The organism is Paenibacillus sp. PAMC21692, assembly GCF_014303795.1.
GTDB classification, from domain to species: domain Bacteria; phylum Bacillota; class Bacilli; order Paenibacillales; family Paenibacillaceae; genus Pristimantibacillus; species Pristimantibacillus agaridevorans.
The window spans coordinates 6010892-6031748 of sequence record NZ_CP060293.1; the positions used below are offsets into that span (position 1 = coordinate 6010892).

Annotated in this window: 12 protein-coding genes; 4 read left to right on the forward strand and 8 right to left on the reverse strand. The window is 54.7% G+C overall.

Translation table 11 applies throughout. The features are described from left to right. Positions 1-32 precede the first annotated feature (32 nt). A complete protein-coding gene (locus H7F31_RS24650; protein ID WP_187100936.1) occupies positions 33-1067 on the reverse strand; it encodes a LacI family DNA-binding transcriptional regulator in 1035 nt (344 codons plus the stop codon). 264 nt (positions 1068-1331) lie between these two features. On the opposite strand from H7F31_RS24650, the gene H7F31_RS24655 reads away from it, so the two are divergent. Genes H7F31_RS24655 through glpK form a run of 4 tightly spaced genes read left to right on the forward strand, consistent with a single transcriptional unit; the run spans position 1332 to position 6064 of the window. Beyond that, on the forward strand, positions 1332-2765 hold the full coding sequence (locus tag H7F31_RS24655) for an L-fucose/L-arabinose isomerase family protein (RefSeq protein WP_187100937.1): 1434 nt from the start codon (positions 1332-1334) through the stop codon (positions 2763-2765). A gap of 14 nt (positions 2766-2779) precedes the next feature. Further along, entirely contained in the window at positions 2780-3631 is an 852-nt protein-coding gene (locus tag H7F31_RS24660; RefSeq protein ID WP_187100938.1) for a transketolase, read from the forward strand. Continuing rightward, a complete protein-coding gene (locus H7F31_RS24665; protein ID WP_187100939.1) occupies positions 3624-4571 on the forward strand; it encodes a transketolase family protein in 948 nt (315 codons plus the stop codon). The genes H7F31_RS24660 and H7F31_RS24665 overlap by 8 nt, the downstream gene beginning before the upstream one ends. Further along, positions 4568-6064 carry a glycerol kinase GlpK gene (glpK, locus tag H7F31_RS24670; protein WP_187100940.1) on the forward strand — a complete coding sequence of 499 codons (1497 nt, stop codon included), beginning with the start codon at positions 4568-4570 and terminating at the stop codon, positions 6062-6064. The genes H7F31_RS24665 and glpK overlap by 4 nt, the downstream gene beginning before the upstream one ends. Before the next feature lie 291 nt (positions 6065-6355). On the opposite strand, the gene H7F31_RS24675 is transcribed toward glpK, so the two are convergent. The 7 genes from H7F31_RS24675 to H7F31_RS24705 all read right to left on the reverse strand — a co-directional run bounded on the left by H7F31_RS24675 (position 6356) and on the right by H7F31_RS24705 (position 20811). Continuing rightward, complete coding sequence (locus tag H7F31_RS24675; protein ID WP_187100941.1) at positions 6356-7138, reverse strand: sensor domain-containing protein; 783 nt, start codon at positions 7136-7138, stop codon at positions 6356-6358. A gap of 128 nt (positions 7139-7266) precedes the next feature. Then, positions 7267-9363 carry a TerD family protein gene (locus H7F31_RS24680; RefSeq protein ID WP_187100942.1) on the reverse strand — a complete coding sequence of 699 codons (2097 nt, stop codon included), beginning with the start codon at positions 9361-9363 and terminating at the stop codon, positions 7267-7269. Positions 9364-9632: 269 nt separating this feature from the next. Beyond that, entirely contained in the window at positions 9633-14213 is a 4581-nt protein-coding gene (locus H7F31_RS24685) for a DUF4838 domain-containing protein (RefSeq protein ID WP_187100943.1), read from the reverse strand. Next, a complete protein-coding gene (locus H7F31_RS24690; protein WP_187100944.1) occupies positions 14201-16165 on the reverse strand; it encodes a DUF4838 domain-containing protein in 1965 nt (654 codons plus the stop codon). Before H7F31_RS24690 ends, H7F31_RS24685 begins: the two co-directional genes overlap by 13 nt. 29 nt (positions 16166-16194) lie before the next feature. Next, a complete protein-coding gene (locus H7F31_RS24695; RefSeq protein WP_087572677.1) occupies positions 16195-17862 on the reverse strand; it encodes a response regulator transcription factor in 1668 nt (555 codons plus the stop codon). Beyond that, the gene (locus H7F31_RS24700) at positions 17862-19622 is read right to left on the reverse strand and encodes a sensor histidine kinase (protein ID WP_187100945.1); all 1761 of its coding nucleotides are present in this window, start codon (positions 19620-19622) and stop codon (positions 17862-17864) included. The genes H7F31_RS24695 and H7F31_RS24700 overlap by 1 nt, the downstream gene beginning before the upstream one ends. A gap of 367 nt (positions 19623-19989) precedes the next feature. Continuing rightward, positions 19990-20811, reverse strand: a complete 822-nt coding sequence (locus H7F31_RS24705) for a carbohydrate ABC transporter permease (protein WP_087572686.1) — start codon at positions 20809-20811, stop codon at positions 19990-19992. Positions 20812-20857 lie beyond the last annotated feature (46 nt).

Sequence of the window (20857 nt, forward strand, 5' to 3'; positions counted from 1 at the left end):
AAACGGAGGCATCCTGAGATGCCCCCGTTGCCTTATACGGCCCGCGTGGATTGCCTTACGACAAGCTGCGTATCCACCGCTATTTTGTTGCGAATGGTGCTGCCGGTCTCGATTTCCTGCACGAGCGCGTTGACCGCCCATTTGGCCATGCTTTCCTTCTCGACATGCACCGTAGTCAGCTCCGGCGTTACGATCCGCGCTTCCTGGATGTTGTCGAAGCCGATGACGGACACGTCATCCGGGACGCGCAACCCCATTTCCGCAAGCGTCTTGACCGTACTGATGGCGATATAGTCGCATTCGCAAAAAAATGCGCTGGGCATCGGCTTCCCCGCGCTCAGATAATCGTCCAGCTTGTTCTTAAGCGTCTCCTGGGCAACAAGAATGGTCGGCTCCACGGTGAACAGGCAATCCGGGTCCAGCTCGACTCCCCGTTCCCGCATCGCATACGCAAATCCGCGCCTGCGCTCCTCGAAATTATGGATGCGGTCGCTGGACGAGATATAGCCGATATGGCGATGCCCCAGTCCGATCAGATGCGAAGCGGCTTCGTATGCCCCCATCATATTATTAATTTCGACGAAGTGAATGGGCAGCGTCTCGTAGCAGTTATCGACAACGACCATCGGCAAGGCTAATTTGCCCGAGATGTCCGATATCTGCATGCGGTCCAAATTCGTCCCCAGCAAAATAACGCCTTGGCTATTCCCGCTTTCGGCAATCGACGTTATTCCTTCGTCGAGCTTGTCCAGCGAGATCGTGCTGAACATCAGCGAATACCCAAGCGCCCTGCAGCGCTCCTCCGTAAAGTGGATCAATTCCCGAAAGAAAGGCTGCTGGTAATACGAGTCGACCACGAGTCCGGAATTGGCGAACACCAGGAACGTAATTGCTTTGGAGACCGTATCGGCCCCCGATTTCCGGGGTTTGAACTCGTAATTATGCTCATGGGCGATTTGGAGAATGCGTTCGCGCGTCTCAGGCGCCACGCCCGGCTTTCCGCTAAAAGCAAGCGACACCGCTGCTTTGGACACGCCCGCCATTCGAGCGATGTCTTCCATTTTCATCGAGATGCCTCCTACTCTTTCAAATCCTAAACTCTAGTGTACAGTCGAACTAAACATTATGCAATCAACCACACAATTAAACTTAACAATATGTCTAGTTAAATATAAATTTAGTTTTGTTTATATAAATTTCAGTTGACCCTCATCATATTTCATGCTAATTTAGGTGTGACCTTGTTGTCAAAATAGATTTCACATAAAAAAAGCGAAGAAAAGCACAATTAGTTTAGCTAAACAAAATCGTCAATTTAGGAGGACTCTCACTTGAAAAAGCTTAAGCTCGGCTACGCCCCTACACGCCGATTCGTGTTCAGCGCGGAGGATGCTTTCCGGTACAAAGTGATGATTAAGGAAAAGATGGAGAGCTTCGGACTCGATATTGACATCGTGGATCTGGAGGGCATCAACCAAGAGGGATTGTTGTACGACGACCACATTGGCGCGGATCTCATAGTCGATCGGTTCCGTCAGGAAAAAGTGGATGCCGTGTTTTTTCCCCATTGCAATTTCGGCACCGAAGACACGGTCGCGCGGGTGGGCAAAGCGCTCGGAAAGCCCGTTCTGTTGTGGGGGCCCCGCGACGAAGCTCCGCTCGAGGACGGGATGAGGCTGCGGGATACGCAATGCGGGTTGTTTGCAACGGGTAAAGTATTGCGGCGGTTCAACGTTCCGTTTACCTATGTGACTAACAGCAGACTGGACGATCCCGTATTCGAACGCGGATTTACGAATTTTATCGCGGCAGCCAACGTCGTAAGGCAATTCCGCAGCCTGCGAATTTTGCAGATCGGTCCGCGTCCCTCCTCCTTCTGGACGATGATGTGCAACGAAGGAGAGCTGCTGGAGCGGTTCGGCATTGAGCTCCATCCTATTACGATCGTGGATATCCAGCGCGCTGCGAAACGAATCGAAAGCGGCGGCGGCTCCGAGCTCGCCGAAGCCGTGGATTATATCAAAGCCAAGCTGGACTGGTCGGAGGTGACGGAGACGGATGTCAAAAGGATTGCGTCGTTAAAAGTTGCAATGAAACAATACGCCGTTCAGACGGGAAGCACCGCGATCGCGATTCAATGCTGGTCGTCGCTGCAGGATGCCATGGGCATTATGCCTTGTCTGGCCAACGCGATTCTCACCGATGAGCAGATCCCCGTCACTTGCGAGACGGACATTCATGGCGCCATCACCTCGGTCATGACGCAGGCGGCCACGTTGAATCAGCACCCGACCTTTTTCGCCGATCTTACGGTCCGTCACCCGGACAATTCTAACGGCGAGCTGCTGTTCCATTGCGGCAATTTCCCGGTATCCCTGTCAGTCGAGGACAAACCCAAGCTGCGAAAACATTTTCTGTTCGACGATCATTCTCCCGGCACTCACGAAGGCGAAATTAAAGGCGGCGGCATGACGCTTGCCCGCTTCGATGGCGATCACGGAGAATACAGCCTGTTCCTTGGCAAAGCCAAAGGGATACAGGGGCCTTACACGCGCGGTTCTTATGTGTGGGTGGAAGTCAACGATTGGCCTTTATGGGAAGAGAAGCTCGTGAAAGGCCCCTACGTCCACCATGCCGTCGGCATTCATGCGAATGCGATTCCCGCTTTATACGAAGCATGCCAGTACATTCCCGGACTTACGCCCGATCCCGTCGATCCGACGGAAGCGGAGATTAAGGCTTGGCTCCGAGGATCGGGCCTGTAGAAGGAGGATTACGCATGGATATTCAACACCTGCAAATGAAAGCCGTTCAAATCCGAATGGACCTGCTTCGCATGATCCACAAGGCAAAGAGCGGACATACGGGCGGCTCGCTCAGCAATACCGATATTGTTACCGCGCTTTATTATCGCGTCATGAACATCGAACCAAGGCGGCCGAAGGATCCCGACCGCGACCGTTTTATCGCCAGCAAGGGCCATGCCGTCGAATCGTTATGGTGCATTCTCGCCGACCTCGGCTTCTTCCCCAAAGAGGAACTCGATACGTTCGGACAATTCGGAACAAGGTTAATCGGTCACCCCAACAATAAGGTGCCCGGCATCGAGATGAACACGGGAGCGCTGGGGCATGGTCTCGCGATCTCGGTTGGCATGGCGCTTGCGGCCAAGAGGGACAACAAACGTTATCGCGTCTACTGCCTGATGGGCGACGGAGAGCAAGCCGAGGGCTCCGTATGGGAAGCAGCGATGGCCGGCGCGCACTATAAGCTCGACAATTTGATCGGCATCGTCGATCGCAATCGCTTGCAAATAAGCGGCACAACGGAAAACGTCATGGGACTTGACCCGCTGGACGAGAAGTGGGCCGCCTTCGGCTGGAACGTCGTTGCCTTGGACGGCAACGATATGGGCGCGCTCGTAGAGGCGTTGGAAGCCGCGCCTGCCGCTCCCGGCAAACCGACGCTCATACTTGCCAATACCGTTAAAGGCAAAGGAATCTCCTTCGCCGAAAACGTCGCGCATTGGCATCACCATGTACCGAGCGCCGAAGAACTGGAACGGGCTCTGGCCGAATTGTCGGCCGAACAGGCCAGGTTGACGAAGAGAGGAGCTGAGCAACATGGCTAACACGATCGCCAATCGGCAGATCATCTGCGACACCTTGCTCGACATCGCCCAAGAAGATAAAACCGTAATGGTGCTCGCAAGCGACTCCCGGGGCTCCGCGGCTATGGGGCCGTTCGCGGATGCCTATCCGGAGCAATTCGTCGAGGTCGGCATCGCGGAGCAGAACATAGTCGGCATTGCCGCCGGACTTGCCCATAGCGGCAAGAAACCTTTCGTCGCCTCGCCCGCCTGTTTTCTCAGCATGAGAAGCATAGAGCAGATCAAAGTCGACGTCGCCTATTCCGGCACCAACGTCAAGCTTGTCGGCATTAGCGGCGGCATTAGCTACGGCGCGCTTGGCATGTCGCATCATTCGGTGCAGGATCTGGCCGTCATGCGCGCCATCCCGGGCATAACCGTCCTTATGCCGGCGGATCGGCACGAGACCAAACGGATGACGGAAGCGCTCGTCGCCCATGAAGGCGGCGCTTATATCCGAATCGGACGCAATCCCGTCGAGGATGTCTATGCATCCGGGGAATACGAGTTCGAAATCGGCAAAGCCGTTACTCTGTTGGAGGGCTCCGACTTGACTATGATCTCCTCCGGCGAAACGGTAAGGATAGCGCTGGATTCCGCCAACGCCTTGCGGGAGGAGGGAATCTCTTGCCGGGTGCTCAACATGCATACGATCAAACCGCTGGACAACGAGGCTGTTCTGCGGGCCGCTCGCGAGACCGGACGTATAATTACCGTCGAAGAGCATAGCGTCCATGGAGGTCTCGGAGCAGCGGTCGCGGAGCTTGTCGGGCAGCATTGTCCGGTTCCGATCAAAATTATCGGCATTCCCGACGAACCTGCGATCGCGGGCAAAACGGCCGAAGTATTCTCGCATTACGGCATCAGCGTCAAGGGGCTGCGACGATCGGCTTTACAATTGCTGGGGCGGCAGGAGTCATGAGCGAGGCTTATCTATTAACAATCGACCAGAGCACTTCGGGAACGAAAGCGCTCGTCGTATCGGGCAGCGGACAAATTCTGTCCTCCAGTTCGATGCCGCATCAGCAGTATTATCCCTCGCCTGGATGGGTAGAGCATGATGCGGCCGAAATTTACGGAAATGTGCTCTTGTGCGCCGGAGCCGCCATCGACAAGGCGGGGATCGGCTCGGAGCAGCTCTCCGCATTAACCATAACGAATCAGCGGGAGACCGCCCTGATCTGGGATAAAACGACGGGGAAACCCGTCGGACCGGCGATCGTATGGCAATGCCAGCGAACCTTTGAGATGTGCGATAAGCTAAAAGACTCCGGCTTCGAGCCAACCGTTCAAGCCAAATCCGGCTTGTTGCTCGATCCTTATTTCTCGGCAGCCAAATGGCGTTGGATATTGGATCATACCCCCTGCGCGGACGGGAAGCTGGCGAAAGGCGATTGGCTTGCCGGCACAATGGACAGCTGGCTGCTCTGGAAGCTCTCTGGCGGAAGCGTTCACGCTACCGATTATACCAACGCCAGCCGAACCTCTCTGTTTAATATCCATACCTTGCAATGGGATGAAGAGCTCTGCCGCTTATTCGGCATTCCTCGCGAGCTCCTTCCCGAGACAAAGCCTTCCGACATGATATACGGGTATACTCGCGGGGCAACGCCGCTCGTCGACGGCATTCCGATCGCCGGCGTCATCGGCGACTCGCAGGCCGCTTTGTTCGGGCATTTATGCCTCGAAGAAGGATCGGCCAAAGCAACCTACGGCACGGGCACGTCCGTACTGATGAATACCGGCTTCAAACCGTCGGCTTCGAAGCAGGGTTTGGTCCAAGCCATCGCCTGGGGGCAAGGCGGCACGGTAACTTATGCGGCGGAGGCCATCATCCGAACCTCGGGCGACAGCATGAACTGGCTGCGGGATAACCTCGGCTTGTTTCAATCGATTTCCGAGCTTGATGCACTGCTGCTGCAGGCCCCCGATAATGAAGGCGTCTATCTCGTTCCGGCCTTCGTCGGTCTTGGCGCTCCTTATTGGCAGCCGGATGCCCGCGCGGCGATTATAGGGATGAGCCGGGGAACGGGCAAAGCCCATATCGCAAGAGCCGCTCTGGAAAGCATCGCCTATCAAGTCAAAGATGCCATTAACTTGTTGCAGCATGCAACAGCTATCCAACTAAGCGAGCTTAGGGTGGATGGCGGCGCATCAAGCAACGATATCCTCATGCAATTCCAATCGGATCTCTTGCATATTGAAGTCAAACGAGCAGGCGCAGCCGAATTGTCCGCCCTGGGCTCGGCCTATATGGGCGGGCTCGCGGTGGGCATTTGGTCCTCGCTGGATGACTTGCGCCGTATAGCCGGGCAAGGGACGTCCTTCCTTCCCGCCATGGATCCCGCCGACCGGCAACGGCATTATTCCGGCTGGAAAAAGGCCGTGGAATCCGTTATCGGCAGCCAGCTTTGACGAAAAGGAGCATCAACGCAAAATGCGGTGACGCTCCTTTAAGGATCAAAAGGCGTTTTTCCCTCTAATTATAGTTATTATTACTTTATCCCCAGATTAGAGGGTGCTTTTCCCTCTATTTTTTCCGATGCGGTATATGATTGGCCTCTCCTCGCATTTGCTGCTACCTCCGGCCTTTTGAAGATGTGCGACCGCGTTTAGATGAAGTTTTTATCGCCAAATAGAAATCATAAAAAAGCCGACCCCGATTTTCAAATCGAGGTCAGCTTTCTCTATTGCGTCTAGTCGTGCTTAGCTCACCGGCGGAATGCTGCGTTCGGGGTGAAAGGCTCCGATTTCATGGTTTTCCAAGGAGAAAGGGAACTTTCCTCCTTCGTACGCGGATTCGGGGTTAGGACGGCTGACGGGCTCAGGGCCTGAAACGCTAAGAATCCAGGCGGCGTACAACCGGCCAAGCCCTCGCATCAGAGGCGGCAATAGCAGCATTAATACCAAGCCGACTCCGCCGGCAACCCATGAGCGCTGGGCGGAGTTCATCTCCCACCCAAACAGTTCGTCGAATCTCCAATCGCTTGCGAACAAGTTAAAGTCGAACAGTCTCATGCTTACTTCGTAAGCTGCCGGCGAGAGCATGACCGCCAGGGCCGTAACGGGCAGCACGATGGCAAAGGTGAACGCTGTTATGCCGATTGGCAGCTGCAGGATCCCGAACAGAATACCGCGATACGATCTGCCATCCTTCAGGACGGACAGCAGCCATGCCCGCCATCCCTGCTGTTCTCCGGCTGTCGATTCCGACGGAGCCGAGGCTTCGGGATATTCTTTTCCTTGCAGCCAGGCTGTCGCGTATCTCATCTCGCCTAGCATGATTGACCGGCAGAAGACCAGCGTTGCCGCCAGCAAAGGCAATCCGATCAGAAATACCGACAACGGCAGGCTTGCGGATAATCCCGCTACGATGATGACAAATGCCGCGATTCCTTTGGGGAGCGACAGGACAAGCATTTTCCACGCTATTAAGGCGCTGGGTTTTCTCATAATGGCAACCACGCTTTCTCGTTTTGTTGCTCTCATTGTAGCCCTTTTCTCTTAATAGAATCCTCCTCCTAACGAACGGAATGTTTACCGGACTTAGGTCCAGTTTGGGAATCCGAATCGTCGTGCCGTCGCCGATAGCATTTAATTTGCCTTTTCATCTCAGTCTACGCCAGATATTCGCCCATGATCTCTTCGATATCGAATGGGGTAACCCCTCCATCGACCGCGAAGATCGACTCCGCCCGCTCCCTGTCATCCACGATTTCGCCTCTAGCCACCGCATGGAGCCGGAACAGATCATGCAAGTCCGGCTTTCTAAGCCCGCTCATCGCTTGACCCATTAGCGACATCCCACGTTTGTTTCCTTCTACGTTATTGTTGTAGTCCGGGTGTCTCGCAAGAGCAAGGTCGCTCCAGATGATTACACGCTCCGCCAAATCCAGAATGACGGGAATCGCAATTGTCGTATTCGCAGACAAATCGATCTTGTCGACCACCGTAGACGGTTCGAAGATTTCTCCGGAGCCCGGCTTCCTTCGCATCATCCAACCCGCGAAACATTCCGGCAAATCGCAAAACGGCTGCGCGGTGAAAGCTTGCAAAGCAGCGACCACGTACCGTCCGCCGTATTCGACGATCGATGGGATATGGAGATCAATAAATTCGCATGCGCCGCTAGGAGCAGACACGATATCTCCGCTGTGAACGGCCAGATACTTCGAGGAACGCAGGTTCGTGTAGGAGATATGCTCGATATAGTTCCAATTGCGATCATATAAAACGGCAGACAAATCAATATCGACTCGTCCCGTCGGCTGTCCATCCACTACCCCTTCTTTCCACCAGTTAAAGAAGCGAACGGTATCCCCTTTGGGCATCGGGACCCGGCTCCCGCGAACGATCGTACGCAAAGCCTTGCTAGCCGAACGTTGGGAAAACGGTACGAGATACGTGCTTAACCGCTGATCAATGAATGTTTTACCCAGCGGGGGCAGTAAAGAGAAGCGGCGAATCAGTTCATGCTCGCATACGTCTACGATCGACTTGCATACCTCGCCAGGAATCTCGGGCAGCGCGTTAGGGATGACAAACGCTTTGGCTACATTACCTTTCGGGAAAAAAGTTCGCATTCCTTGAAATTCCGTTCGATGTACGAAATGGCACTTCACCTGCAGCAATACCGGCGTCGAGATCTCATGTACGACTTCCTCAAAGGCGAGCAACACGTAATCCGCGTGTTCCGTCATACGCGTGAGTTGATCCAGCCTTCTGGCGAATTCGCCCGGACGTTGCATCATCAGATCGATCAGCGGCCAAACTTGCTTCCATTGGAATGCGAGTTCGACGCTGCCGCCATAAGTTGGGAACGGCTTATGATTACGCAGTATATCAAAGGCTTCATGGCACCGAGAGAAACGGTTCTTATATTCGGAAGGATGCAGAATTTCGCCAAGACGAATCCAGCGTTGCTTAAATCTCAGCATATCTTCCGTAATGGGGTAACATTGTTCCAGCAGGGCGAGCAGCAGCTTTCTTTCCGGGCGCGTGAATTTACGGAATCGGGTTGCTTCGGCCAAGCTTACATCCCCGTCCGACCAAGCGACGGCCAGCCGCAAAACGTCGGTCGCCGTCTTTATGTATCGGCCGATCGCCTTCGGATCCGCTTTGCGATGCTTGAGAAGCGATCCTGCTACAAATGCGGCATTTTCCTTAAATGGAATTTCGGCAGGTAGAATCTCGCTTAACTCCTCCGCTCCGGCCTGTTGGATCGTTTTGTCGATATCCGTTTTGTCAGTCTCGGAAATCGAGCCCTTGGCTTGCATAAGCTGATGAATCAAAACTTGGCATTCTGCCTTCGTTCCCAGATCAATGACTTTAAGGGGGCTCTCCTCTGCTAGCGGTTGCCTGCTCTTACTATCGTACAGGGGAAGATCTAGCGTAAAGTAATGATACAGGGCGTTTAAATACAGGTCCGCCTCGGACTCCTCCATCATTTGCGTGGGAAACCCCGGGTACATCGGCCGATATTCGACATGTGCTCCAACCATCACCTTCAGTTGAACGATTAACTCGTCATAAAAGATGCCAAATGCTTCCGACGGCATTTTGCTCAATTCTCTGATTAAGCGGGGCGAGAAACGATATCCTAGGCTTTCGATATTTTTCGAGGCGGTAGCCAACCACGCCTTGGAGACGGGATCTCCGCTTAGCTGTTCCACCACTACCTTGTTTTTCCGGCGCAAATACATACCATGGATCATCGTTAGCTCACCCCAATTAAAAAATCTTCAGGAAAGCTGCGCCCTAATTCGCCAATTTGAGTTAGAAGGAAGGATCGCAATAGCCTGAAGATCAGAACCCTTGGCCGAAACCTTGAGCCCCGATGAATGCATCATCTCATTTTTCCATGGACCCGAACAGGGTAAATGTATTACGATCCATCCGCTCCACCTCTTTGACGATCAGCTACTCAATGCCTCTATGATGACCTGCTTGTTCCGCTTCGCTCGTATCTTCGCCGAGCACGTTGTTATCTTTTCAACACAATCGAATGAAAGCTTCCGGAATCCCATACCGTACCGGTTCCCCAGCCGTAGAATCCTGCAGTCCCGTGATAGCTGCGGAAGAAATAGCCCTGCAACGCTTCTACCTGCGCCGGATCCACCTGAATGCTGGCAAATGGAATGACTTGAATCGATATCCAGCGATCCGCATGGACGGAGGTGTAGGCCTCCCATGCGCCGCTATAGCCACTGTCCTGCGCGGGTCCGCTGTATTCCAGCTTCAGCCCTCCCGGATTGTTGAAGAATACATAATAGCTGGAAGCGTCCGGCTCCCCCGTGATAAAGGTTTCATTATCATCATCCGCGCCACTGGCCCACCATTCGTTCGGGGCACTATCGCTGGTAATTAAGCCCTCGATGTTGCTGTCCATATTTTCATAGGCGACGTACAAATTCTCATCATCCCATAGCAAGCGGACTTTGGTCTCTACCGGAGCTGGCGTGGTCGAATTGATCGCATAGAAATCTCTGGCCGCCACCGCATCTGCCCATGGTCCTTGCGTGAAGTCTGTGGCGCCAACAATCGCTTCCTTCTCCGCAGTCGTATACACCGCTTCCGCCTGCAAGGACGGCATCTCGGTATATTGCGCTACCATCGCTTCAAACGTGGTTTTGATCGGCTCGATACGCACCTGGATCGCAGCATCTGCAAGGCCCCAAGCCTGATCCAGCGCCGCCTGGGCTGCTTCGGCTATTCCTGCCTGAACGATATATTTGCCGATATACGTATTTGTGCTCGTATTGTAGGCAATCACATCATCATACATGTTCCAGCCTTGCTCGATTAGCGAATAATAGGTACCCATTGCGCCAGCGGCCGGTCCGAATACTTTGGTAATATAGTCAGCCTTAAGCTGTTCGATATTGGCATCCGGATTCCACATGAGCTTCTGGAATAGCCAGAACTGCAACGCATTAATGCCCCAATTCGGGCCATTGGCGTCTACTACGCCTTCCGGGATAACGCCAGTCAAGCCAAGCTGCCGGTAATACTGCATATCAGCCTGCACTTTGGCGGCAATCGGGCGCTCATACTTATCGGACAAGAAGGAACCGTAGTAATTGTACATGACGATATTGGACGTCTTCTCCAGCCACCCGGCAAGCTTGGCTACATAGGCCCGGTTCGGATTGGACAGCTCCGGCGTATTGATCGGCTTCCGGTCATCACCCGAGATCGGGGCCAACACGATAATAATATTGTCTTCCAAGGCTATGCGCGGCGGCACCTCTGTGAAGAAATAAGCAAAGGTCGCAATCTGCACCCCCGGATTCGTCACCTTGACCTGGCGGGCGATTTTGTTCAAAAAGGTGTAAAAGACCGTCGATTTGTAATCTGCTTCATGCGGTTGAATCGTGATGCCATCCTCGGTCACGAACGGCTGGTTACTAAAGCCTGCCTGCTCGAAATAGTGCGTATCATTGATGCCGATGCCCACGACCTCAATCGGATTGTCCTCCAGGAAGGCGGCTACCCGTTCGGCAATAACGCCCGGCACATCAGGATGGTAGAAATTGATTTGCGTCTCATGCCCGACCGGCAGCGGGTCGCCGTTCGCGTCGGTGTTGTAATAATCCGGATGGTCGGCAAAGTAAGCTTCATTGGGCAGCCAGAATGCCAGATTATGCCCGATATTGAACGGCTTGATGCCCATCTTGCTGTGTTCCTGCCAGAGCGGCATATTCTCGAACTCGGCCAGCTTGCTGTTCAGCTTGTTGCGTGCCATCATCTGCTCGGAGCCCGGATCGGAATGGTATTCGCCGCTTGCTCCCAGCCCGGTGAGATGCCAGCCGCGCAGCCCGAACGGCGAGCGTTCGGAATAGTTAAAGGCTCCGATCGTGATTGTCGGCTGCTCTTCATAGACCGTCCCGATGGAAGTCGAACGGGTCCACAGAATGCCAGTATTTTTCTCCAGAAAATCATACACGCCGTTGAGCACGCCGCCTGGCTCCGCAGCCAAAATATACACGTCATTGCCTCGTTGCCTCACTGCAAAGCCGTCGCTGCCCTGCAAAGCTGCCAGGTCAGCCGCAAACAGCTGTGCCAGTTCGGGATAGGAAGCCGGTGTTCCCAAATGGATGCGCACCCGGCTGGCCGGGTCAAGCGGGACTGTTGCCGGGGCTACAGGCTGCAAGTCTTGCGGTCCTGGCAACTGTTGCGTACCCTGTTCACCGTCTCTGGCAACAGGGTCTGCGACAGAACGTCCTGCAGACGATTCTGGCGCTGACGCTTGGCCTTCCAGTTCCGAGCTTAAGGACAAGCTCACATTATCAATCCAGAGCGGATCGGTAATCGCATAGAAATAAACGAGGAAAAAGTTCGAGCCCGTAGCAGCCTGCGGCGTAAAGGTCCATTCCAGCAAGGTCCAATCCTCTGCGATCGGTCGTCCCTCCATTGGCGTGGCTGGTACGAGATCCGACCAGTCGGCGCCATTCTTCTCCATAAAGCTGGCCAACACTTGCTGCCCTGCCGCCTGGCTGCCCTTCACCCAAGCGCGCAATGTGTAGGATTCGCCTAGCTCCAGGCCGAATATGGGCTCCGTCCTTGCATAGGTCCAACCATCCGCCGGAATATTAATTCGCAGCGAAGCGCTGCCCTCATGCTTGACTTCCGTATCCCGCGCTCCTGAAGGGACATTCCAGTGCTCAGGGAGCGTACCGCCTGCCTGGGCGTTCTCGAAGCCGCCATTGGCAATCGCATTCGATACCGGCTCCGGTTCCGGTTCCTGTTGTCCAGACGTTGCTTTCAGCGTTATATCATCCACCCATACCGGGCCATTGTCATCCACGACAAACAGGTAGGCCCACACAAAATCCAACTGATTGCCAGCCTGAGGGGTATACGCCACCTCAATGCGAGACCATTCGTCAGTCAGGTCAAATATATATTGGGGCATCGGAATGGTAGACTGCCAATCTGCCGATATCTCCGTGAACTGTGCGACCACGCGCTGGCCAGTCGGCACACTCGCCTTCACCCAGGCTTCCAGCACGTATCGCTGGCCCGCCTGCAGCTTCAACTGCTGCTCGGTGCGCAGAATCGTATAGGGGGCGCTGAAGTTCATCCGCATCGATTGCTGCCCCGTCCGGGACACTTGGTTATCAATTCCACCGGATGAAATATTCCATCCTGTGCCAGAGCCAAGCTCGAAGGAGCTGTTCTGCAGCAAATTCCGGTCAAGGCGAACGGTTGCCGACAACGCCTTGACGGATTGCCCGCCTACAATTACTTCAATCGGGATGGTATGTACGCCATCTGCCGCATCCGCTTGAACGACTACCTCGCTAGCTACAGACAAGCTCTCGTGCGGGGCAAGCGTTATGTCGCCTCCGAACGAAGCGGTCACATCGCCAACTGTCGGCGACTCCAGGCGAACAACGACTGTTGCTCCACTGTTGTTCATAATAGAGGCTTCGAGCGAGGCGAAGCCGCTCTGTTGCAGATGCAGCTCTTCCTGCCACAGATAAGCACTGACCGGGCTGTCTGCCAAAGTCCCGCGCAGCTTCGGCAAGCGCGCTCCGCTGATCAACTCAACGGTCTGCTGCAACTCTTCGGCAGCCAGCCGCTCAAGGTCGCCTGCATTCGGACGGACTATAATTTCCGCTTGCGGCAGCCCGTTCACGGTAATTTGTTTTTCCTCCTCTGTTGGCGGGTTCGGATTGCCTGGCGTTACCGGCGTCTCAGGGGTCTGCGGGCCTCCTGGCTCTTCTGTCTCTTGCTCGCCGCCTTCTTCCTCTGCTACTTGTTCTCCCTCCGCTCCTTCTTCCGTTAATGCAGCCTCGATTGCGACAAGCACGCGTTCCAGCAACACGATAACCTCTCCCCGCTTCATCTCTTGCGCGGGTCGGAAGCTACCGTCCGGATAACCTTGAATCAACTGGCGGCTGATGACGGCCCCCTCCTCGCTGGTTACCCAGCCTGGAATCCCCTCATAGTCGGAAAAGTCCGCCCAGCTAGCCGCGCCCCCCTCGTTGCTCCCGTCAGCGCCAGCAGCCGACCCGCCGCCTTCACCCTCCTCACCGACCAGCTCCTGTAACAGCCGGGCAATAATTACGACTGCCTCCTGGCGTGTAAGGACACGCTGCGGCCGCATCGTGCCGTCGCCATAGCCACGCAAATAACCGGCAACGACAGCCGTCGCAATATCACCGTACACCCAATTTTCAGGGTTGACATCGGTGAATGGCGCTGCAAGCCCTTCAGCTGGCGGAACCGCCAGCCCGAAGGCACGGTTGATCAGCGCGGCCAGTTGGCCGCGCGTGAGCGACGCATCGGGCCGCAGCGAACCGTCCGGGTATCCTTGCAGCAAGCCGCGCTCCAGCCAGCTGCGCATCGTCGCCTCCGCCCAGTGGCCGCTATCGCCATTTGCAGTTCCCTCTTGCCGGGAAGGATTAAGGGCCCCTTCAGCACCTGCCCCATTGCTCTGGCCATCCTCGCCCGCAGCCCCGAACGCGGCCGATACGGACGATGCCAGCAGGCTGATAATAAGCGCCAGCATGGCAATGGTCCGCAACCCCTGAGGTTTGCTCCGCCTTAATCTTCGCATGAAATTGCCTCCTCATTATTCGCAGTTTCTTGGCCAGGTCCATCGAGTATCCAGCCCATGACCAAAATAAAATTTTGCACATCAAACACATCCGCCACTTGTGGCTCGATTTCCCATAGCCAATCTTGCAGCCGCTGCCAGCTGTCATACCCTTGTTGCCTGTCCCCTGCATCATAGTGACGAAGAATATCCGTCATCGCAAGCCACAACTGCCTATGGTGCTCCAGATGGCGCCAGGACCGAGCCTGGACAGCGGACAAGCTTGCCAGATTTCGTCCGATAATTGGTTTGAATTGCTCCAATTCGGCCATTACGCTCGCATAGCGCTCTAAATTGGCGAGCGGCTTGCCCAGTCCGCCTTCGAGATTGATCTGATCATAAAGCCGGGACAAAGTTTCCAGATAATTCTGACAATAAACCCCGTCTTTTCCGTATGCATGTGCATAGTAATCTTCTGCAAGCGCATCGAATGAGGCCGTGCGGTTCCATAGCGTGCTCCCCATAACCGTCATGGCAAACCCACTCGGGAAGCAGTTGCGCTGCACCTGGCAGCTCATATAGCCATTCAAGCCGAGACTGGCCAATGCCTGAATATCGGCATGCAAAATTTGGGCCAGCTTCATATGGCCGGGATCACGCTGCTGCGCCCACATCAGATGATAGTCGAAGTCGAAGCTTTCGCCGGTGAACCGGTCCTGCCATTGCGCCAAAAAGGCGATATTATCGGCGATGGTGCGCGGCAATTCAATTTGATTTCTGACAAAGGGGGGCAGTTCAGGCAATTCTCCTGCATCTGCGAACGATTGGCGATAGGTGCGTGTAATGGGAGCAAACATGAGCAGAAAGCGCGCCGAATGGGCGAACTGCTCCTGAAGCGGACGCCACAGCAGCTCCTGGTAAATCAGAAACACAATGCGCGTCGCAATGCCCAACTCCGACAGGCGCGCATCCAGCTCATTGAGCAGCAGCACATACCAATCCGAAGGCGTCGTTGCCCTGCAGGCCAGACACTCGCATTGATTATTCATTCCGTCCGACAACCAGACATGCAAATAGTCGATTTCCGGATGGGCAGACGCATAAGCTGCTGCTTCATCGACAAACCGCTGGCGCGCGCGGGCGTTAGAGTAGCAGAGCTCTGTATCAAGCGGCACGCTTTTCCACAGCTTGCGCTCGCCGCCAACTTCAGCAATCATGGCAGCCAGCTCCGCGTCCGCCTCCCCTTGCCACTCGACCTGTTCCCAGCCCAGCCCCGGCAGCCCTAATGCGTTGCAGGTCCAGCCATGTCCGACCGAATGATAGAGCAACCCGCGCTTACGAATCTCTGCTACCGCCTGCTCCATAAAGGCCAGCGTATCCGCGACCTCGATTTTCTTATACCAACGCTCGAAAAATGTGAACGCTTCCCGAAACTGGATAAAGTAACTGTTCAACCCAAGCTTGGGCATCCAGTCGATCATCTCCAGCACATGCTCGATGCTGACAGCGCCCTCGAGGCAAATGCCGCGATGGCGGTACGATGCCTCCTCCTGGATGGCGACTGCGACAGCCGGCCAGACGATGCGGGGCAGATGCTCACCCGTCCGGCCCGGCCGAACCCAGCGGCAGCCCAGCGTATGCAAGTAACGGTATACAGCCATCAATACACTGCGCGGATTCGTGCCGGAGATGACCCCGGAGCCACCGTCTACGTCAATCGCGATGCCATCGGGCTGCTCGGCTGCTGCTGCCGTCCCGCCATCGCCCTGCATTCGGATCGCGATGCCCGGCAGCATGCCTGCCGCAGCCTCCGCTGCTCCAGCATGTACGACCTCGCGCCCGGTCATCGCTGCCAGGCATCTGCCTAGCTCCGCAGCGGCGAAGACAATGGCCTCATCACTGTTTTCTTGGAGGTGCAGTACAATTGCATGGCCCAGCTCCCCGTCTGCGCCTTTTTCGGTACGAATTTCCATATTCGCCTCCTGTCAACGCATTGCAACACCTATTGGGCACCCCACTGGTCCCGGTACTCCTGCGGCGTAATGCGATTCTGTTTTTTGAAAAAGCGGATGAACGCATGTGACGAATTGTAGCCTAATTCAGCCGCAATCGCGTAAACCTTCATATTGCTTTTTTTCAACAATTCCTTGGCTTTGCGGTCCCGGAATTCAATCATATAATCGGACAGGGCATTGCCTGTTATTTGCTTGTACAGCCGTGACAGATAAGAGGGATTCAAGTCCAGAAAGTCCGCGATCTGGATCAGGGAAAGGTTGGTGGAAATATTGCGCTCGACAAAAACATGTATTTTGCCCACAATGTCCCGTGTGCTTCGCTCCTGCTCATTGCGCGTCCACGCCATGATGCGATCTGCCGCTTGCAAGAAGAAGTCGTTCCACTCGCTCCAGGCAACAGCCGCGTCAAAATGGGCGAGCCTGCCCCAGTCTATCTCCCCTGCAAGCTCCCGCTCCAGCTCATACTTGTTAACGAATGACAGGAACAGAAAGGATAGAGCATGATATAGCTCCAGCTTGTGCAGCTGCGACATCTGCTCATTGGTAAATATAGCGGCCAGTTCCGCGTAGAGGGGATAATATTCGGCTTCGTTGCCGTTCTCCAGGTTGTTCATCAGCATCGGCAGCTTGGCTTGCAACTGGTAGTTGCCAGCCCCGTGGCCATGGCCCCCGCTGCCTTCTCGGTCGCCATGCTCTTGCTCGCCGGATTCCGGCCGGCCGTCAGTCAGCAATGTGCCGCGTTGGCCGCCGATGCCGCGCACTAGCAGGAACTTGAGCGCATGAAAGCGATCCGCAAGCTCATGCCAGTCGACAGGCTGGCTGCCGAGCACGAAGGAGATGGAGAGCTTCAGCAGCTTCTCGCATTGCGCCTGAATCATCTCCATTAGCCCGTTGACATGATGGACCGATCTTTCCCATTTGCCGGCTTCCGCACCTAGCGGCTGCAGAATCCAGACCATGCGCGATTGCTCATAGACGATGGAGATCAGTTGCATCGCCTCGCCGAGGAATTCTTCGGCAATATTTTGGACGGCGTAGACGAGCAGGGCTTTGTCCGGCGCTGCCGTCACCTCATTCCAATCGTCCACCCGGCAGATGAGCAGCAGTACAGGCAGCTCCGTGTTGAAGGGGAGCTGGATATGGGCAAAGTGCTCGCGCAGCACCTCTTGCCCAACCTTCTTGCCCTGCAGCAGGAACCATAAGTATTCCTGCTGCAAGGTCGGCAGGGCCAGCCGCATATGCGCTTCGGCCTTGTCGATCAATTGCCGTGCGCCATGCTCCTTGTCCAGTGCCTCGCAGGCTTTGCGGACCGACTGGATAATCGTTTCGTCATCCTCTGTTTTCAGGATGTATTCCAGCCCGCCCAGCGACATGGCGTCCTGGACATACTTGAAGTCGCTATGGCTGGTTAACAGAATGACCTTGCAGCCCGGCCAGTTGGTCCGGATTTGCCGCAGCAGCTCGATCCCGTCCATGCCCGGCATCAGAATATCGGTCATGACGATATCGGTACGATGCCGGCTCATTATCTCCAGCGCCTCCATGCCCGAATAGGCTTTGTAGACCTCCAGCGCCATGTCCGCCTGTTTCTCGAACATCTCGACCAGGCCATCGGTTATAATCGGCAAATCATCAACAATCAGCAAGCGATACATCAGCCTTCACCTCCCTTATCCAGCGCCAGCCGCACGATCGCCTTCAATCCGCCCAGCGCCGACCTTGACAGAAATAATCCGTATTGCGGCCCACACATAATCTGGATGCGCCGGTGAACATTAATAATGCCGGTCGTATCCTCAATCCCTTGCCCGGATACCGCCAGCCGCTGGTTCAACTGCAGCAGCTGCTCATCACTTAATGCCGTGCCGCTATCTTCTACGATGATTGCCAAATCCTGTTCGGAGTAGCTGAAGTGGATCGCCAGCTCTCCCCCATGGACCATAGCTGTCGCGGCATGCTTGTAGACATTCTCTACAATCGGCTGCAGGATCAGGCGCGGTACCAGCTGCTTGGCATATTCGGGGTCCTGCTGTTCGAAGCGAATCTGGATGCGTTCCCCGTAGCATACCTTCTGCAGCTCCACATATGTCCGCGCATGCTTGATTTCCACCTCCAGCGGCACCTGGTCGGAATCGTCGCGTGTAATGAATTGAAAGTAATCGCCCAGATAGCGGCAAAAACGATACGACAGCTCCAGGTCCTCGGATTTGATCAGCCGGCATAACACGAAGAAGCAATTGTACAGAAAATGCGGGTTGATCTGGGACTGCAATCGCTTCAGCTCCGAGCGCTGGCTATAGATCTTTTGCTCATAGTTTTCCTGGATCAGCGTCTTCAGATGAATCGCTGTCTCATTATAGGCATGGTACAAATAACCGAACTCGTCCTGGCGCGGCGCGTGCGCGATCGGCTGGATATCGCCTGCGCGCATCCGCTTGAAGCCCATAATAAGCCCCTTCATCGGCCGATGGATCATTCGATAGATCGACATGGAGAAGAACAGGATAATAAATACCGACAGCACAGACACGCCGATAATCCAGTATTGATACTTATTGATCGGCCCGGACACATGGCTTTCCGGTACATAGCTGGCCAGATAGGTGTGCAAGACTGGCGAGTATTGATAGAAGACCAATTGGTCGCCATTGCCGAGCGGCAGCGTGGTGTGGCCTGCTGTCTCACCAGCCTTGGCCTGGGCCGCCAAATAGGCGCGTAGCTCGGGGAGGAACGGCTGCGCCTCCGTGCTGGCAAGGCTCCAGTCCTTTTCAAGGCTGATCAGCACAGCGTCGCCCTCAGGGATGCTGATCTGCTCGCTCAGCGCTTGCATAAGCCGCTTGACCGATATTTCCACCCCTACGACAAACAACGGCTCGCGCTGGGCAATAGCCGGATATTGCATACTGATGAATATGCGATTGTCCCAATAGATCAACGGGCGGTTAAAGGTGTTCGCACGCAGCTTCAGTGCTTCCAGCTCCGCATTATCGACCTTCGTATCATACTTCGAACTCAGGATGGTTCGCTCCAGCAACGGCACATAGGCACGCACTTCTTCAATATAAATGCTGTTGTACTTGATCAGGCTAATGCGCTGCTGCACAGCCTGGATGGCCTCGACTTTCTCGTAGTCGCTAATAATGTTGCCGTTGGTGCTGAGCGCCATCAGTTCCTTGTCAGCTACATATTCGGGAAGAATGCGCTGGACGCGCTCGATTTCATTCTCCAGCATGCTTAAATAGAAGGCATTGCGGCCGGATATCGACTGCGAGACTTCATTGCGAATGCTTTGAGCGCCTTTATGGTTAATGACCAGCGTAATGACATACAGCGGCATCAGTACGGCAACAAACGTCAGCAATAATTTGACAAATATTGATGAGCGGCTGGTAAACAAATGTGTGAGCGTATTCATGGCGATCCCCCTGCATCCTTAGTTCCCGCCCAAATTATAACGAGGTGCATCGTATAGCGCTGAAACAAGTTTTTTCATGCATAACTTTCTTTGAGCCGCTGCATCGATCGCTTCCTGTATCGCCGTGGGGACGGGGCCCCGTTTTATAGGAGGCGCGGAATCCGTTAGACGCCCCTCCAATCCACGTTATAATTTTAACGCGGATTGGAGGATAACGGCTAGGAAAGTTTGAAAAATCCCATAGTTACAGGCTTTTCAGTTAATCCTCGTTATAATTACGCAGGAATGCAGGCTACATCCAAATAACCTCGGTCTGCTTCTTCTGACACTGTTTATTCGCCTGCAAGGATGGATAATCGCCAAATTCTTATTCTTTGACACTGCCGAGAACAATGCCCTTAATGAAAAACCGTTGCAAGAACGGATATACGAGCAGGATCGGCAAGGAAGCGACGAAAATCTGGGCAGCCGCACTCGTACGATCAGAGATTAGCCGCAGCAATTCGATATCCTCCGAGCTCATGAAGCGCATATCGCGCTTGATCACGATGGTCTGGAGAAAGGTCTGAAGCGGGTAATTCTCCGGGCGGTTCATCAGAATCAGCCCGTCAAACCAGCTGTTCCAATGGCCCACCATCGTGAACAAGCCGACTGTAGCGAGCGCCGGCTTGGATAGCGGCACAATAATTTGCCACAACACCCGGAATTGTCCGGCGCCATCCATGCGCGCCGACTCGTCAAGCTCCTTGGGCAAGCCTCGGTAGAAGTTCAGCAGCAGAATGACATTGAAGACGGCAAGCGCACCAGGTAGCACAAGAGCCCAAATCGTGTCCATCAAGCCCAACTGACGAATGGTCATGTACCATGGCACAAGCCCGCCGCCGAACAAAATTGTGAATACAAAATACCACGCATAGACGGTGCGGAATTGAAAGGCATGGGTTTCCTTGGAAAGCGGATAAGCGGTTATGACGGTGAGGAACAGGCTGAGTGCCGTCCCCAGCAATAGCCGTTCAACAGAGATCAGGAAGGCTGCGCCGTATTCAGGCTTGGATATAATATTCTGGTACGCCGCCACATTGAATTCCACGGGCCATAGCCCTACCTGTCCGGCCGAAGCCGCAGCGCCGGAACTTAGCGACAAGGCCAGCATATGGACAAGCGGCAGCAGGCACAGCAGGGAAAGCATCGCAAGAAACGTATAATTGGCTATAAGAAACAGTTTTCTGCTAATC